The organism is Parathalassolituus penaei (genome assembly GCF_026626885.1).
GTDB classification, from domain to species: Bacteria; Pseudomonadota; Gammaproteobacteria; order Pseudomonadales; family Oceanobacteraceae; genus Oceanobacter; species Oceanobacter penaei.
The window spans coordinates 115309-131876 of the sequence record NZ_JAPNOA010000026.1; the positions used below are offsets into that span (position 1 = coordinate 115309).

General features: G+C 54.3%; 13 protein-coding genes. 5 read left to right on the forward strand and 8 right to left on the reverse strand.

What is annotated here, in order from left to right; all coding sequences use genetic code 11:
• Positions 1-13 precede the first annotated feature (13 nt).
• Positions 14-448, forward strand: a complete 435-nt coding sequence (rnhA, locus tag OUO13_RS09510; protein ID WP_428982330.1) for a ribonuclease HI — start codon at positions 14-16, stop codon at positions 446-448.
• A complete protein-coding gene (gene dnaQ, locus OUO13_RS09515; RefSeq protein ID WP_283173642.1) occupies positions 445-1167 on the forward strand; it encodes a DNA polymerase III subunit epsilon in 723 nt (240 codons plus the stop codon). Before rnhA ends, dnaQ begins: the two co-directional genes overlap by 4 nt.
• A 32-nt stretch (positions 1168-1199) precedes the next feature.
• On the opposite strand, the gene nhaB is transcribed toward dnaQ, so the two are convergent.
• Positions 1200-2711 (reverse strand): sodium/proton antiporter NhaB, encoded by a 1512-nt coding sequence (gene nhaB / locus OUO13_RS09520; protein ID WP_283173643.1) that lies wholly within the window; start codon positions 2709-2711, stop codon positions 1200-1202.
• 249 nt (positions 2712-2960) lie between these two features.
• On the opposite strand from nhaB, the gene OUO13_RS09525 reads away from it, so the two are divergent.
• Both OUO13_RS09525 and OUO13_RS09530 read left to right on the forward strand, forming a co-directional pair.
• Complete coding sequence (locus tag OUO13_RS09525) at positions 2961-4604, forward strand: FimL-related protein (protein WP_283173644.1); 1644 nt, start codon at positions 2961-2963, stop codon at positions 4602-4604.
• 3 nt (positions 4605-4607) lie between these two features.
• A complete protein-coding gene (locus tag OUO13_RS09530) occupies positions 4608-5252 on the forward strand; it encodes a hypothetical protein (RefSeq protein ID WP_283173645.1) in 645 nt (214 codons plus the stop codon).
• 71 nt (positions 5253-5323) lie between these two features.
• Here OUO13_RS09530 and OUO13_RS09535 read toward each other — a convergent pair whose 3' ends face one another.
• Complete coding sequence (locus tag OUO13_RS09535) at positions 5324-5638, reverse strand: SCP2 sterol-binding domain-containing protein (protein ID WP_283173646.1); 315 nt, start codon at positions 5636-5638, stop codon at positions 5324-5326.
• A 222-nt stretch (positions 5639-5860) separates the two neighbouring features.
• Between OUO13_RS09535 and sohB the strand changes: the two genes are divergently transcribed.
• Positions 5861-6928 (forward strand): protease SohB, encoded by a 1068-nt coding sequence (gene sohB / locus OUO13_RS09540; protein WP_283173647.1) that lies wholly within the window; start codon positions 5861-5863, stop codon positions 6926-6928.
• Positions 6929-7006: 78 nt separating this feature from the next.
• On the opposite strand, the gene OUO13_RS09545 is transcribed toward sohB, so the two are convergent.
• From OUO13_RS09545 to metH, 6 genes are all read right to left on the reverse strand, one after another.
• Positions 7007-8167, reverse strand: coding sequence for a cation:proton antiporter (locus tag OUO13_RS09545; RefSeq protein WP_283173648.1), 1161 nt, complete (start codon positions 8165-8167; stop codon positions 7007-7009).
• A gap of 186 nt (positions 8168-8353) precedes the next feature.
• Positions 8354-8851: a DUF934 domain-containing protein gene (locus tag OUO13_RS09550; protein WP_283173649.1), complete on the reverse strand. Its 498-nt coding sequence runs from the start codon at positions 8849-8851 to the stop codon at positions 8354-8356.
• Positions 8835-10496 carry a nitrite/sulfite reductase gene (locus tag OUO13_RS09555; RefSeq protein WP_283173650.1) on the reverse strand — a complete coding sequence of 554 codons (1662 nt, stop codon included), beginning with the start codon at positions 10494-10496 and terminating at the stop codon, positions 8835-8837. Before OUO13_RS09555 ends, OUO13_RS09550 begins: the two co-directional genes overlap by 17 nt.
• A 140-nt stretch (positions 10497-10636) precedes the next feature.
• Positions 10637-11416: a glycerophosphoryl diester phosphodiesterase gene (locus tag OUO13_RS09560; RefSeq protein ID WP_283173651.1), complete on the reverse strand. Its 780-nt coding sequence runs from the start codon at positions 11414-11416 to the stop codon at positions 10637-10639.
• A 46-nt stretch (positions 11417-11462) separates the two neighbouring features.
• On the reverse strand, positions 11463-12818 hold the full coding sequence (locus tag OUO13_RS09565) for an MATE family efflux transporter (protein WP_283173652.1): 1356 nt from the start codon (positions 12816-12818) through the stop codon (positions 11463-11465).
• A 3-nt stretch (positions 12819-12821) separates the two neighbouring features.
• Positions 12822-16547 carry a methionine synthase gene (gene metH / locus OUO13_RS09570; protein WP_283173653.1) on the reverse strand — a complete coding sequence of 1242 codons (3726 nt, stop codon included), beginning with the start codon at positions 16545-16547 and terminating at the stop codon, positions 12822-12824.
• Positions 16548-16568: the final 21 nt, after the last annotated feature.

The following is a 16568-nucleotide window of genomic DNA, read 5'->3' on the forward strand; positions in this document are numbered from 1 at the left end:
GTTGTGGAGAATTATGAAAGTCGAAATTTTTACTGATGGCGCCTGCAAGGGCAATCCGGGAGCCGGTGGCTGGGGAGCGTTGTTGCGCTTTGGCTCGGCTGAGAAAGAGTTGTACGGCGGCGAGGCCAATACCACCAATAACCGTATGGAGCTGATGGCCGCTATTCAGGCGTTGAACTGCCTGACTCGTCCATGTGAAGTGGTTCTGACAACCGACTCCCAGTACGTCAAGCAAGGCATTAATCAGTGGTTGGCAGGCTGGAAGCGAAATGGCTGGAAAACCGCTGCACGCGAACCCGTCAAGAATCAGGATCTGTGGCAGTCTCTGGATGCAGCCTGTTCCCGTCATAATATCGAATGGCGCTGGGTGAAAGGGCATGCTGGCCATGCTGAGAACGAGCGCGCGGATCAGCTCGCCAATCGTGGTGTGCAAGAGGTGAAAGTATGAGGCAGGTTGTACTGGATACTGAAACCACCGGTATTGGTGAGGGGCACCGGATTCTTGAAATCGGTTGTGTGGAAGTAATTGAGCGAAAACTGACCGGGCGTCATTTTCACAAGTACATTGATCCCGAGCGCGATATTGATGTCGAGGCGGCTGAAGTCCACGGCATTACCAATGAATGGCTGAAATCCCAGGGGGCACCAAACTTCGCCCGTATCGTGGATGAGTTTCGCGAATTCATTGATGGCGCTCAGCTGGTGATTCATAACGCAGCGTTCGACGTCGGCATGATGGATGCTGAGTTTGCCCGTCTTGGGTTGCCCAAAACGCTGACCTTTTGCACAGTTCTTGACACGTTAAAGCTGGCCAGGGAAATGCATCCGGGCGCGCGTGCCAGTCTGGACGCGCTCTGTAAACGATACGACATCGACAATAGCCATCGTGAGCTGCACGGCGCTTTGCTTGACGCTGAGATTCTGGCTGATGTTTATCTGGCAATGACGGGTGGCCAGACGGCATTGCTGCTGGCAGATGAAGATGAAGATGATGAGCAGGAAGAGATCGATCTCGATCTTTTGCTGGAGCCGGCGGATGCGGGCGAACTGTTGGTGGTGTGTGCCACTGGGCAGGAGCTTGAGGCGCATGAAAAAATGCTGAATTTGCTGGATAAAAAGAGCGGTGGGTGTGTCTGGCGTCGCAGTAATGAAGGTGAAGCATCCTGACGTTGGCCAGGATGCTGTAACCGATACTCTGATCAGAGAAACAGGGTGACGGTGAGGTAGCCGATGCCAGTCATCACAATCGTGTACGGCAGCGCCATGATTACCATGCGTCCATAGGACAGACGAATTAGCGGAGCCAGTGCCGAAGTCAGCAGGAACAGGAAGGCGGCCTGGCCATTAGGGGTAGCAACGCTTGGCAGGTTGGTGCCGGTATTGATAGCCACTGCCAGATGGTTGAACTGTTCCTGGGTGATATGGCCGTGTGTCAGTGCATTTTTCACTTCGGTAATGTAGACAGTCGCAACAAAAACATTGTCACTGATCATCGACAACAGGCCGTTGGCCAGGAAAAACACTCCGGGCTGGGCATGAGGCGGAACGTTCTCGGTGTTGAGAATCCAGTCGATAATAGGAGTGAACAGGTGTTGTGCATGAATAACAGCAACCACGCTGAAAAACACCACCAGCAGTGCTGTAAATGGCAGGGCCTCTTCGAACGATTTGCCCAGTTGATGTTCGTCGGTGATGCCATTAAATGCGGTCAATAAAATAATGACAGTCAGGCCGATCAGGCCAACTTCAGCCAGATGCATTGCTAATCCGATTACCAAAAATATAGCGGTAACCGCCTGAACCATCAGCTGAGCTTTGTGTTTTGTGGTCATTTGAGAGGATTGGCGGGCATCAAACTCTTCCAGAATGGTTCGTACATCTGCCGGTAATGCGGCGCCATATCCAAACCATTTGGTGCGCTCAAGAATGATGCAGGTCAATAATCCACCAAATAACACAGGCATTGAAACTGGCGCCATTCGTACGAAAAACTCACCGAATTCCCATCCCGCTACTTTTGCAATCAGCAGGTTCTGCGGTTCGCCGACCAGTGTGCAAACGCCACCGAGCGCGGTTCCGACTGCGCCATGCATCATCAGTGAACGCAAAAAGGCTCGGAACTCTTCCAGATCCAGGCGATGATGCTCTTTAAGCTCATGATCGGAGCCGTGATCGTGCTGACTATTGAAGTTCTTGCCACTGGCAACGCGGTGGTAAACGCTGTAAAAACCCACTGAAACAGCGATCAGAACGGCGGTAACGGTGAGTGCATCGAGAAATGCTGACAGCAGGGCGGCAACGATCGAGAATAGTAGTGACAGAACTGTCTTTGAATGTACGCCAATCAATATCTTGGTGAAGCTGAAAAGCAGCAAGTCTTTCATGAAATGAATGCCTGCGACCATAAAGATCAGCAACAGCACAACAGGAAAGTTGGCGAGAGCTTCTTCATAGACCATTTCAGCGGGAGTCATTCCCAACAGAACGGCCTCAATTGCTAATAAACCACCGGGTTGTAATGGATAACATTTCAACGCCATGGCCAGGGTGAATATGAATTCGATAATCAGTAACCAGCCGGTGATGTAAGCACCCGCGGTATAAAGGCTGACAATGTTGATCAGCAGAAAAGCAAGGATGGTTTGCTTGTACCAAACCGGTGCACTCCCCAAAAAATTATTGGCAAATGCATGTTTTAGTGTCGCTTGCATGGATTTTTCCTTAATCAAATCCCTTCTGGGGCGCGGCGCAATTTAAATGGTTTCACATATTTTGCAACCAAGGTGGTCCACGTACGTTGAACTACTGACGTTATCGGGCAACATCTTGTGCGACCGGTCGGGCCATTTTCGTTGTTATTCTGTGAACAACTGAACTTCAGGCCTTCTAAAACGTTTAGCGCATAAGTGCGAATGTCGCTAGAATACGAGCCCAAAGATACCTTAACGCGACCTACATTCATGGCAGAATTAATGATCCGTAGCGAAGAGTCCCAGTTTGCTTCCTCCCTGAATCTGGTAAAAGCCGAAGTGGCCAATGCCTTGGATCAGGCCGCCAATCATCTTTCCGTCTACTGCGAAACCGGTTCGCAGGAAAGTCTAAAAGCCTTCATGGCTGAAGTTCAGCAGGTTCGTGGAACCTTTAAGCTGCTCGATTTTCGTGCGGGTGAGCGAGTGTGTGAAGAGTTCGCCGAAACAGGCCGTATGGCACGTGGCGAGCCGTTGTCAGTTGGCACATTGACAACTTTTACCCAATCGATTCTGTTTTTGAAGCGTTTCGTCGATATGCTTGGTGCCGGTGTACCGTTGCCTCCCGGCCTCCTGGTTCCGACCATTAACATGATTCGTCGTGAACGCAACGACGCAGCACTGCCGGATGCCTATTTCTTCCTGGTTAATCTGCGTCCAAGCGTCCAGTCTCCGCGTCCGGAGCAGGGGGCTGTGCGCTTCCCGTATCGTCGTGTTCGTCAGATGTTTCAGCTCGGTCTGATTGGTCTGATGCGGAATCAGGGCCGTCGCGGTCCGATCATGGTGATGATGCGTGCCATTCAGCGTTATGAAAAAGCCAGTCGTGGCGGGGCGTCCTGGTTGTTCTGGCATGTTGTGCTGGCAGCTCTTGACGCCATTTCCCAGCCGGAATTTGAACTGACACCATCACGAATGGCGCTACTCAGTCAGGTTGACCGTCTGGCACGTCGGATTCAGGAAACGGATGGAAAGGCCTTTGCTGAAAAACAGGCAGACTGGCTGCTGAAGGAGTTTGTTTATCTTGTAGCATTGGCGGATCCGGTTTCTGATCGCGTGTGTGAAGTCCAGAATGAGTTTCAGTTGTCAGCGAATGTCCGAGAGAAGGATCTGGCATCGTTTCGAGCCCAGCTACATGGCCCTGATTATGCTGCACTTGAATCACTGACCACGGCGCTACGTGAAGAGTTGCAAGTGATCAAGGATCAGATCGACGTGATCGAGCGCGTTGAGCTGAGCGAAGAAGACTTCGTTGAGTTGCTGGCATCGCTAGGGCGGATTGGCGATACACTTGTGATTACCAATCTGTTGGATCAGGCAGAGCGTGCTCATGGGTTGGCTCGTCGTCTCAAAGCTCGTGGCGCTGCCAGTCTGAGAGATGAAGTATCGTCAATCGCTGATGAAATCATTCAACTGGAGCAGGGGTTGCTTGCTGTGTCCCAGCAGGGACTGGATAGGGACGCCAGTGTTGATCCGGTGAGTCTGAAAGAGGCGCGTATTTCCGTGCTGCAGGAGTCCATGACCGCGCTTGCCATGATCAAGCGCGCTATTGGCAGCTATCTGGAGTCCGAAGGTGACAAGATGCACGTGAATAACGTCGGCAAGAGCCTGATGGACGTGGCCGGTGCCATGCTGTTTCTTGATAAAAAGCCGGTATACGACATTCTGATCGCACTTGAGAAGTTCATTACCACCCAGGTGTTGACGGCTCAGAGCCCTGTGCCTGATCACAAGATGGAAGCGTTTGCTGACGCGATCACGGCGGTTGAATATTTTATCGACTCCCTCAACGGCCAGGCGACCGGTGCTGACGATGCGATTCGTCTGGCCGAAGAAAGCCTGACCCATCTGCAGAGGTAAGCCATGATTCAAAGCGTACTGGTTGTTTCGCTGTCTGCCGTTGCGCTGGTGTTGCTGCTGATTGTCGCCAAAATGTGGGTTGGCAAGGAATGGTTCGTTCAGTGGCTGAAAGGTAACCTCGGGATTGTGATGATTGTGGTCAGTGTCCTGTTGGTGTTTTCGGCAATTGATGCGGCATCCTATCGGCAAGCACACTCTGGTGAAGTGCTTTATACCGTTACCACCTATCAACTTGAACCTCAAGTTTATGAGGTAGAAATGGTGAGTGCCACTAATGGCCATTCTGCTCGCTATGAGATTCAGGGAGAGCAATGGCAGCTGGAACTGCAGACTCTTGCGTGGCGGGGTCCTGGCTCGTCAGTATCGGATTTGCCGGCGTATCGTCCGGCTTCTCTGGAAGGTCGATATCTCTCGCTGGAGCAAGAGCGCACGTCCCACAAACAACAAGTGAGTTTGTCTGAGTCTCGCTGGGTGAATTTGTGGAGTATATTTCGCGATGCCAATCTGTGGTTGGATGGTGATGTGTGGCGTTTGCAGTTCATGCCGTTGGTAAACGGCGCCAACTACACGATTCTGATTGGGCAGAACGGTCTTGAAACCTCGCCTCTGAATGACGTGGCAACGCAGGCTCTGAAGGGGAACTGGTAAGAGCGGTATTGGGGCAAGCCAATAAAAAGCCCGGTATTTAACCGGGCTTTTGGTTTTTTGGCATCTGGTGATCAGGATGGGAACAGGTCGCTGATACGGGTGGCCAGCATCATGTCGCCTTCGACACGCAGCTGACCGGCCATAAAGGCTTGCATACCGCTGGTTTCACCGCTGGCGATGCCTGCGAGGGTTTCTGTGTTCATGACCAGAGTGACATCCGGATCATCATGTTCTCCTTCCACAACGGCACAGGCGCCTTCTTTTACGATGATGTGGTAGGTATCGCCATCTTCGATTTCAAACTGGAAAACCGAGTCCATGTCGGCAGCGGCTTCGCTGTTGAATCGGGCGTTAAGGATATTGATGATGTCGGCGACAGAGGTCATGGCTGTTCCTTATTGTTAGTGTGTCATTCGCTGCTGGCGGCTGGTTGGCAGAACCTGCCAGCGACAAGACGAGCTGTGTTTTCACTCTAGGGGTTGGCTTTGGTCCTGTCAATTGGATTCAAACGATCGTATGAATCTGATCTGGCTGCAGACTGCCCTTGTTGCCCGGCTGGAATCCGGTATGCTTGCGCTTTTCCAGCCGCAATAACCAAGGATTTCTGAGTGGATTTTATCGCCGATTACGGAGCATTTTTGCTCAAGACCGTAACGATTGTAGGGGCCCTGTTAATACTGGTTGGCGTGATCGCCAATATGAGTTCTCGTCACAAATCCCGTCAGGACGGCGAACTGACGCTGCGGAGCTTCAATGACGAGCTCGAAGACTACAAAGACGCAATTGAAGTTTCCATCTACGATGAAGAACAACTGAAAGCGCTGCATAAAGAACGCGAAAAAGAAGAGAAGGCCAAAGCCAAGGCTGAAAAAAAGCGCAACAAGGAGGTTCAGGAAGAACCAGAAGAAGAATCCCGCAAGCGCGTATACGTTCTCGACTTTAACGGCGACGTGCAGGCCAGCGACGTCGATTTTCTGCGTCACGAAATCACGGCGGTTCTGACTCAGGCGCGCCCTGAGGATGAAGTGGTGCTGCGTCTGGAAAGTCCGGGTGGTATGGTTCACACCTATGGTCTGGCGGCATCCCAACTCAAGCGTATTCGTGATCGTGGCATTCATCTCACCATCTGTGTTGATGAAGTGGCAGCCAGTGGTGGTTATATGATGGCCTGTCTGGCTGATCGTATTATTGCCGCGCCGTTTGCCCTGGTGGGTTCCATTGGTGTGATGGCACAGCTGCCTAACTTCAGCAAAGTGCTTAAAAAGTACGATGTTGATTACGAGCTGTACACGGCTGGTGAATACAAGCGCACTGTCACTATGTTTGGTGAGAATACGCCGAAGGCACGTGAAAAATTCCAGTCTGATCTCGATCAGACTCACGTGTTGTTCAAGGATCATATCCGTCGATTCCGTCCGGCTCTGGATGTGGATGCGGTTGCCAACGGTGAAGTCTGGTACGGCCAGCAGGCGCTGGACCTCAAGCTGATTGATGATCTGGGTACCAGTGATGATTATCTGGTAGCGGCTTGTGACAACTCGGATGTGTTTGTTGTGCGTTACGAGTACAAGAAGTCTCTGCAGGAGAAGTTTGGTCTGGCGTTACAGGCTGGTTTTGAGTCGGCGCTGACCAAGGTGCTGACGGCAGTGCAAAAACAGACGGTCAGCAAAAGCTGATATTGGTCTGCAATAAAAAACCCGGCATTGCCGGGTTTTTTATTGCCTGTCGGCAGGGCCGTGTATGGGAAGTACGGGTCAGTCGCGGCGTAATTTGTCGCTCACTGCAATCGGGTTCGGGTAGTTGAACACCACGATATAACTCGACAACACAAAGGTGATGATGGCCGTGGCCTGAATCAGTAATGATGCCTTGTCACTCATCAGCTGGCTCTCAACCGCTACAAACGCTATCAGTAGCGAAAATTCGCTGATCTGCCCAAGGCGAAAGCCAACATCCCATGCCAGCTCCGGTCGTTCACTGGAGTTTTGCAGCAGCACCCTGAACGTGACGGGTTTTAATGCCAATACCATCAGCGCCAGACAGATCGCGGCGATGGCGACATCCGACAGCATAGCGAGGTTGACGCCTGCGCCCAGGGCAAAGAAGAACATGACCAGGAAGAAGTCGCGCAGGGGCTTCAGGCTAATGGCCATAAACTGGGCGATCGGACTGGTTGCCAAGGATACGCCCGCAATAAAGGCGCCGATTTCATACGTAAGGCCGATCAGGTTGGCGGCTTCCGCACAGGCCAGGCACCAGCCAATCGCAAGGATGAACAGGTATTCCTGATAGCGATCAAACAGCATGATCAGGGGGAGTAATACAAAACGGACAATGAGGTAGCAGCTGGCGGCCAGAATAGGGACTGCTACGAATGGCTGCCAGACTGGCATATCACCTTCGCCTTTGAGTACGCCTAGCAGGATCAGGGTGAAAATCGCCAGCATGTCCTGAATCAGCAGCAGGCCGACCATCAGGTCACCCATGTGTTTATGGTGCAGAACGGTTGTTGGCAGAAGTTTGAGGCCAATAATGGTGCTGGAAAACATCATGGCAAGGCCGATGATGATGGCGTCCATCTGACTATAACCAAACAGCAGGGTCAGGCCGAAGCCGCCGGCAAAAAATACCAACGAGCTGAGCAGAGCAACGGTAGATGCCTGTTTCAGAACGGCCAGTAGCGCGCGCGGCTGCATATCGAGCCCCAGCAGGAAGAGCAGGAAAATAATTCCGATGTGGGACATCTCTTCCATCTGTTCCGGATGTTCAATCCAGCCGATGCCATAAGGGCCGACAATCGCTCCCAACGCTATGTAGGCGATGAGTACTGGCTGGCGTGTAAACAGTGCAAAGGTGGCCAGCACGGTCGCCCCGGCAAAAACCAGAAAGATTGAGAAAACAATGTCTTGCTGCATGGTCATACCCCTGTTCTGCAATAACAGAGTACGTTTTTTGATGGCAGGGGGCCAGCGCTGGAACGGATGGTCAGGAATGTTTTGTGCTGGGTGGGAAAGTGGGGCTGAAGCAATAAAGCAGAGGTATAAAAACAACACTGGCAGCCGAAGCTGCCAGTGAAGTGGTGCTGTTGTCTGATCGAATGATCAGCCGCGAGCCTGACGGCGGAACAGCGGACGCTGGTCGGCAACGTCACCCTGGTAGGGGTTGCTGAAGGTGGTGAAAGCCTTCAGTGCTTCGGCTTCGTCCTGATCGTCACGCAGCTCAAACGCATCAAAACCAACGCGCTGCATAAAGAACAGCTGGTCGATCAATACGTCACCGGTGGCGCGGATTTCGCCAGAGTATTCCAGACGTTCACGCAGCAGGCGAGCGGCAGAGTAGCCACGGCCATCGGTGAATTTCGGAAAGTCGATGGCGATAACACCGAAGTTACGGAATACACCTTCGAACTGCTCGATGGTCTGTTCGCTGCTCAGCCACAGGCCCAGTTTGCCAGCAGAGGCAAAACGTTGCAGGTCGTGGTGTTCAGTATTCCAGCGTTCGAGCGTGATGATGCTGTATTCGTTTACAGGCTGGTCATCGGCAACGCGGTGCCATTTGTCGTTTTCGACAAATGCGCGGTTCTTAATCAGCTTTGCCATATACGGCCTCCTTGAACGGGTCGTGACCAATGCGACGGTAGGCTTCCAGGAAGGTTTCGCCGTCAATGCGCTTGGCTACGTAGAAATCGAGAATCTTGGCGATAACGTTTGGCATCTGCTCGCGAGCGAAAGATGGACCCAGGATTTTGCCCAAGGATGCATCGCTGCCAGAGCTGCCGCCCAGGGAAACCTGGTAGAACTCTTCGCCTTTCTTATCAACACCCAGTACGCCGATGTTGCCAACGTGGTGGTGACCACAGGCGTTCATGCAGCCAGAGATGTTGAGGTCGATTTCACCCAGATCGTGCAGATAGTCGAGGTCGTCAAAACGAACCTGAATATCCTGGGCAACCGGAATGGATTTGGCATTGGCCAGGGAGCAGAAGTCGCCACCCGGGCAGCAGATCATGTCGGTCAGCAGGCCCAGGGTTGGGGTGGCCAGACCCAGTGCCTTGGCTTGTTGCCACAGTGCAAACAGTTGACGCTGTTCCACGTCAGCGAGAACCAGGTTCTGCTGGTGAGTCGAGCGAATCAGGCCGAAGCTGTATTCGTCAGCCAGAGTCGCGATGCTGTCCATCTGCTCGGCAGTCACGTCACCTGGAGGGGTGCCTTTCTGCTTCAGGGTCAGGGTAACAACGGCGTAACCGGCTTTTTTGTGTTTGCGCACGTTGCGCTGCAGCCAGCGTGCGAACGCAGCATTCTCGGTGCGGGCAGCAACCAGCTCGGCTGGTTCGTCGGCCAGATCGGCATAAGCCGGGTCAACAAAATGCTGTTTTACGCGATCCAGCTCGGCTGCGGTCAGCTTGCCTTCGCTGTTACGAATGCGATCCCATTCTGCTTCAACCAGCTCGGCCATACGTTCGATGCCCAGTGCTTTTACCAGGATCTTGATACGGGCCTTGTACTTGTTGTCGCGACGTCCGAACTGGTTGTATACGCGGATGATGGCATCCAGGTAGGTCAGCAGGTCTTCTTCTGGCAGGAATTCACGAATAACTTCGCCGATGATTGGAGTACGGCCCAGGCCGCCACCCACAATCACGCGGTAGCCAACATCGCCAGCTTCGTTACGCACGATGTGAATACCGATGTCGTGCACCATGGTAGCGGCACGGTCAGCATCCGGAACGGCGTTCACGGCAATCTTGAACTTGCGTGGCAGGAAGGCGAATTCAGGGTGGAAAGTCGACCACTGACGAATGATTTCGCAGTAAGGACGTGGATCCACGATTTCTTCTGCAATCACACCGGCGTATTCGTCGGTGGTGGTGTTACGGATACAGGCACCACTGGTCTGAACGGCGTGCATTTGCACGGCAGCCAGTTCAGCCAGGATTTCCGGACACTCTTCCAGTTGTGGCCAGTTGAACTGGATGTTCTGACGGGTACTGAAGTGAGCGTAACCTTTGTCGTAATCGCGGGAAATGCGGGCCAGAGTACGCATCTGGGTAGCATTCAGGGCGCCGTAAGGAATAGCCACACGCAGCATTGGCGCGTAACGCTGGATGTAAATGCCGTTCTGCAGGCGCAGTGGCAGGAACTCCTCGTTGGAGATCTTGCCATCCAGGAAACGTTGCATCTGACCGCGGAACTGGGCCACACGCTCGTTCAGGATCTGCTGATCGTACTCGTCGTATTGGTACATAGTGTCTCGGTTACAAGAGGGTTTTATGCGATGGTCGCGAACCTTAACAAAGGTTCTTTATTCTTAAAACGACTATTTATCTATATGGTAATTTCAATCCAGCATAAAAAGCCGTTTATCTGATCGTTTTTTTCACCAGGCTAGTGGTGTCGATCCGGAATCGTCGCGGATTTTAGCAGACGTTGCGGGAAGTCGGTAAATACTGCGTTGACTCCGGCGTCGTACAGGCGCAATGCCTGGTCGGGATTGTTGACCGTGTAGGCCAGTGCACGGTAGCCCGCCGTCCGGATTTGTTCGACAGCCGCAGGTTCGATCAGGTCGGCGCAGAAGTGCAAGCCCGAGCATTCAAGGTCTTGCAGGCGTTGTTGCCAGTCGCGGGGAATCGCTTCGGTCAGCAGCGCACGGGTCAGGTGTGGCAGGTGGGTGCGTGCACATTTCAGCGCAGTGGTGTTGAAGCTGCTCAATAACACCGGCTGATGGAGCGGGTGGCGAATCAGCTCCTGACGCATGGCCCAGACGGTTTCCGCTTCGCGACCGATCACCGGTTTGATTTCCAGATTGAGGCCGAGGTCGTGCTCTTCGGCAAAATCCAGCAGCTCGGCCAGCGTCGGAATGCGGGTATTGCGGAACTGCTTGCCGAACCACAGGCCGGCATCCAGATGCTGGAGGTCTTCCAGGTTCTGGTTCAGCAGCCAGCCTTTGCCATCGGTGCAGCGCTCGAGGCGTTCGTCATGGAAAATTACTGCCTGGCCGTCGGCGCTGATGGCAACATCGACTTCCAGCCAGCGTGCCCCCTGGCTGGCGGCCAGTTCAAAGGCCGGCAGGGTGTTTTCAGGGGCTTCGCCGCTGGCGCCGCGATGGGCGATTACGGTTGGCAACTGTTCGTAAGCAGTATCGGAATATCCAAGGCGAACGGGCATGGTGACTCCTGTCGGTTGCAAACCGAGCGGCGAGTAATAATAAAAATTACAAAACCAGTTGTGACCAGTGGCGCTGGCGCCAGATAACACTGTAAATGATCGACAGGCTGATGCGTTGCATGCCTTGCAATAACCAGATGCCGAACAGTCCAAAGCCCAGCACCGGGCCAGTCAGATACGCCAGTGGTAGCAGCATGCCCCACTGCATCGCCAGATTGATGCGCATGACCTTGCGGCTGGCGCCTGCGCCAAGCAGGGCCTGTGTAAGGACCATGGCCGTCACTTCCAGCACGATTACCAGTCCGGTCAGTCGTAAGGGTGCGGTTCCAAGCTGAATCAGCTGCTGCTCGTGCGTGAACAGGTTCAGGATCAGGTCGGGAGCCAGCCATAATGGCAAGCCCAGAATGGCCAGTGAAAACATGGCCACCCGAACCACTTCCCAGCCCCAGCGATAAGCGTCTTCACAATTGCCCGCACCCAGTGCGTGGCTGACCAGGCTGGTAGCGGCAATGCCCATTCCGACGGCCGGTAAAATCAGCATCAGCTGCAGGCTGATCAGGATGTGAGCGATAGCCTGCTCGGCAGTGCCGATCTGGCCGATGATCCAGAACATCACGCTGATACCCAGTGCAAACAGGGTTTGCTGGGCGCAGTTTGGCCAGGCCAGACGACCGAGTTGAAGGAGTGTGGCTCGTGTGGGCATACGGATCAGGCCCAGGCGTTGGCGTTGCCAGGTGAATGTCAGCCAGCTGTAGAGCGCTGTGCCAAATACCAGCGCCAGAGCGGTGCCAATACCAGAGCCGACAGCACCAATACCTTCCCAGTCACCAACGCCAAATACCAGCACATAACTGACGATGATATTGATGCTGTGCATGAAGAGCAGGGTGTGCAGGTAACGACGGGTTTCGCCAATACCACTCCAGAAACCGCGGAAAACGAAGTTCATGGCAACCGCGATAGTAGCGGCGGCACGCCACTGAAAATAGGGAACTGCGATGGCAGCCACTTCCGGATTGGAGGTCAGATAACCAAACATCCAGGGAGCGAGCCATATAAAGAGGGCGGATAGGGGGATTGAGAGCAGAACCGCCAATAGCAGTCCTGCCATGAGTGGTTCGTGCACTCGTTGATGGTCGCCAGCACCGTGGCGGCGGGCCACCAGCGCCTGAACACCGGCAGACAATCCCATAATCATGGAAACCATCACAAACGAGGCGTAACCGCCAATGCCGACGGCTGCCAGGGCGGTGTCACCCAGGCGACCGACCATGGCGGCGTCGACCAGATTGATCAGGCTCTGCGACAGCATGCCCCCAATGATCGGTATACCGATCCCGAGGATGCGTTGCAGGCGCTGCGGCTCAATGCGTAGCAGCGCTGCCAGGAAAGTGGTTGTCATGTATCAGGCGTCGTACCCCAGGTTTGGCGACAGCCAGCGTTCCATGATGCGCAGTTCCATGTCCTTACGTTTGGCGATGTCTTCGACCTGATCCTTTTCGATCTTGCCGAGGCCAAAGTACCTGGAGTCCGGATGAGCGAAGTACCAGCCGCTGACGGACGCAGCCGGAGTCATGGCGAAGCTTTCGGTCAGGCTGACACCGGTGTTGGCCTCTGCATCCAGCAAGCGGAACAGGGTTTCTTTTTCGGTGTGATCCGGACAGGCCGGGTAACCTGGCGCCGGACGAATGCCGCGATACTTCTCACGAATCAGGGATTCGTTATCCAGCGTTTCATCGGCGGCGTAGCCCCAGAACTCTTTACGAACACGTTCGTGCAGACGTTCGGCGAAGGCTTCGGCCAGGCGGTCTGCCAGTGCTTTCATCAGAATGCTGTTGTAGTCGTCGTTGGCCTTGTCGTAGGCATGCGCCAGGGTTTCCGCTTCGATACCGGCGGTTACCACAAATGCGCCCACGTAGTCCTGCTTGTCGGCAGTACGGTTGGCTTCCGGCATGATGAAGTCGGCCAGAGAGTAGTTCGGCTGCTCGTCCGGTTTGGCGGTTTGCTGGCGCAGGTGGTGCAGCACGGCCAGCTCCTGATCAGGCTGGTTGGCATCGAACACCACAACGTCATCCGCACCACGACGGGCAGCTGGCCACAGGCCGATTACGGCGCGGGCGCGGAACAGCTTCTCGTCGATGATGCGTTGCAGCATGACCTTGGCGTCTGCAAACAATGCTGTTGCCGCTTCACCAACCACCTCGTCGGTCAGGATGGCCGGGAATTTGCCCGCCAGCTCCCATGACATAAAGAACGGTGTCCAGTCGATGTATTCGGCCAGCTCGGCAACGTCGTAATGATCAAACACCTGCACACCGGTTTGGACCGGTACGGCTGGCTGGTATTTGTCCCAGTCGCAGCTGTAAGCGTTTTTGATGGCATCCTGGTAGCTGAGCAGGGCGCGGGAGCGGCGGTTGGCGTTACGTTCACGTACGGTCACGTATTCGGCACGACGCTCAGCAATAAACTCGGCTTTGGCTTCTGGTGTTACCAGTTTCTGGGCCACGCCCACCGCACGGGAAGCATCCGCTACGTATACGGCGATGTCGTTCTGGTACTGAGGTTCGATCTTCACCGCAGTGTGCGCCTTGGATGTGGTCGCACCACCAATCATCAGTGGCAGATGGAAATCCAGACGCTGCATTTCCTTGGCAACGTGCACCATTTCGTCCAGAGATGGCGTAATCAGGCCGGACAGGCCAATGATGTCGACGTTCTCTTCTTTCGCCACTTTCAGGATCTTTTCCGCAGGCACCATTACGCCGAGGTCAATTACCTCGAAGTTGTTGCACTGCAGTACCACGCCAACGATGTTTTTGCCGATGTCATGAACGTCACCTTTTACGGTGGCCATCAGGATCTTGCCCTGTGACTCGGACTTGCCGTCTTTTTCGGCTTCGATAAATGGCAACAGGTAAGCAACTGCCTGCTTCATTACACGGGCGCTTTTTACGACTTGTGGCAGGAACATCTTGCCAGAGCCGAACAGGTCACCAACGACGTTCATGCCGTCCATCAGCGGGCCTTCGATCACTTCGATCGGGCGCGCGAACATCTGGCGAGCTTCTTCGGTGTCCTGCTCAACGTGGGCGTTGATACCTTTTACCAGTGCATGAGTCAGACGCTCGGCCACTGGCAGGGAACGCCATTCTTCGCTTTCTTTTTCGGCGGTAGAGCCATCGCCGCGGTAGTTGTCTGCAACTGCCAGCAGGCGGTCGGTGGCATCGGCGCGACGGTTGAGGATTACGTCTTCTACCAGCTCGCGCAGCTCGGCTGGCAGGTCGTCGTATACCGCCAGCTGACCGGCGTTGACGATACCCATGCTCATGCCGTTTTTAATGGCGTGGTAGAGGAATACGGAGTGGATGGCTTCGCGCACCGGGTTGTTACCACGGAACGAGAAGGACACGTTGGAAACACCGCCGGAAATCTTGGCATATGGCAACTTGCTGGTGATGAATTCACAGCTGTTGATGAAGTCCACCGCGTAGTTGTTGTGTTCTTCAATACCGGTTGCTACCGCAAAGATGTTCGGGTCGAAGATGATGTCTTCCGGCGGGAAGCCGACTTCGTCAACCAGAATGCGGTAGGACTTTTCGCAGATTTCGTTCTTGCGGGCTTCGGTGTCGGCTTGACCCGCTTCGTCGAAGGCCATCACCACCACCGCAGCGCCAAAACGCATGCAGGATTTGGCCTTGGCAACAAACTCTTCCTTGCCTTCTTTCAGGGAGATGGAGTTCACCACTGCCTTGCCCTGAATACATTTCAGGCCGGCTTCGATGATGTCCCACTTGGAAGAGTCGACCATGATTGGCACACGGGCGATATCCGGCTCGGAGGCGATCAGGTTCAGGAAGCGTACCATCGCACCTTTGGAGTCGAGCATGCCCTCGTCCATGTTGATGTCGATGATCTGGGCGCCGTTTTCAACCTGTTCACGGGCAACCTGCAGCGCCTTGTCGTAGTTCTCTTCAACGATCAGGCGTTTGAAAATGGCTGAACCGGTAACGTTGGCACGTTCGCCGACGTTTACGAACAGGCTGGTTTCGTCAAAGTTGAATGGCTCCAGACCGGACAGGCGACAGGCCGGTTTGATTTCCGGAATCACGCGTGGGGCGTGTTTGCTGACGGCTTCGGCTACGGCACGAATGTGGGCCGGAGTTGTACCACAGCAGCCGCCGACAATATTCAGGAAACCACTGGCAGCAAACTCTTCAACGATGACGGCCATTTCTGCCGCCGTCTGGTCGTATTCACCGAATTCGTTTGGCAGGCCAGCGTTCGGGTGTGCGGAAACAAAGCAGTTGGCCTTGTTCGACAGTTCTTCAACGTGTGGGCGCAGCTCTTCGGCACCCAGCGCGCAGTTCAGACCAATCGACAACGGACGGGCGTGAGCGATGGAATTGTAGAAGGCTTCGGCAGTCTGGCCGGACAGGGTGCGGCCGGAGGCGTCAGTGATGGTGCCGGAAATCATGATCGGCAGTTCTTCGCCGCGCGCCTCAAAAACGCCTTGCACAGCATAAATAGCCGCCTTGGCGTTGAGGGTGTCGAAGATGGTTTCGATCAGAATGATGTCGGCGCCGCCATCCATCAGAGCTTCAGTGGCTTCGGTGTATTCTTCCACCAGCTTGTCGAAGGTGATGGCACGGAAACCTGGGTCGTTAACATCCGGAGAAATCGACAAAGTCTTGCTGGTAGGGCCGAGTACACCTGCTACGTAGCGTGGAATGCCGGTTTTCTGTTCGATCTCGTCACACACACGACGAGCCAGTGCGGCGGCCTCGCGGTTCAGTTCAACCACCAGATGTTCCATCTCGTAGTCGGCCTGGGAAACGCGGGTGCTGTTGAAACTGTTTGTTTCAATGATGTCGGCACCGGCTTCGAGGTACTGGCGGTGAATGCCCGCAATGATGTCAGGCTGGGTCAGCACCAGCAGGTCGTTGTTGCCTTTCACTTCACGGTGGAAGTTGGCAAAACGTTCGCCGCGGTAGTCCTGTTCTTCCAGTTTGTGAGACTGGATCAGGGTTCCCATACCGCCGTCGAGGATATGGATGCGCTGCTTGAGATTGTCATGCAGTGCTGTAATGCGTTGCTGACGCTGGTTGACGAGGGTATTGGTGGACTGGCTCATAACAAGTGTTCGCAATTCATC

Coding starts and splice junctions, on each gene's coding strand:
- rnhA (WP_428982330.1), top strand. CDS start 14: ATGAAAGTCGAAATTTTTACTGATGGCGCCTGCAAGGGCAATCCGGGA.
- dnaQ (WP_283173642.1), top strand. CDS start 445: ATGAGGCAGGTTGTACTGGATACTGAAACCACCGGTATTGGTGAGGGG.
- nhaB (WP_283173643.1), bottom strand. CDS start 2,711: ATGCAAGCGACACTAAAACATGCATTTGCCAATAATTTTTTGGGGAGT.
- OUO13_RS09525 (WP_283173644.1), top strand. CDS start 2,961: ATGGCAGAATTAATGATCCGTAGCGAAGAGTCCCAGTTTGCTTCCTCC.
- OUO13_RS09530 (WP_283173645.1), top strand. CDS start 4,608: ATGATTCAAAGCGTACTGGTTGTTTCGCTGTCTGCCGTTGCGCTGGTG.
- OUO13_RS09535 (WP_283173646.1), bottom strand. CDS start 5,638: ATGACCTCTGTCGCCGACATCATCAATATCCTTAACGCCCGATTCAAC.
- OUO13_RS09545 (WP_283173648.1), bottom strand. CDS start 8,167: ATGCAGCAAGACATTGTTTTCTCAATCTTTCTGGTTTTTGCCGGGGCG.
- OUO13_RS09550 (WP_283173649.1), bottom strand. CDS start 8,851: ATGGCAAAGCTGATTAAGAACCGCGCATTTGTCGAAAACGACAAATGG.
- OUO13_RS09555 (WP_283173650.1), bottom strand. CDS start 10,496: ATGTACCAATACGACGAGTACGATCAGCAGATCCTGAACGAGCGTGTG.
- OUO13_RS09560 (WP_283173651.1), bottom strand. CDS start 11,416: ATGCCCGTTCGCCTTGGATATTCCGATACTGCTTACGAACAGTTGCCA.
- OUO13_RS09565 (WP_283173652.1), bottom strand. CDS start 12,818: ATGACAACCACTTTCCTGGCAGCGCTGCTACGCATTGAGCCGCAGCGC.
- metH (WP_283173653.1), bottom strand. CDS start 16,547: ATGAGCCAGTCCACCAATACCCTCGTCAACCAGCGTCAGCAACGCATT.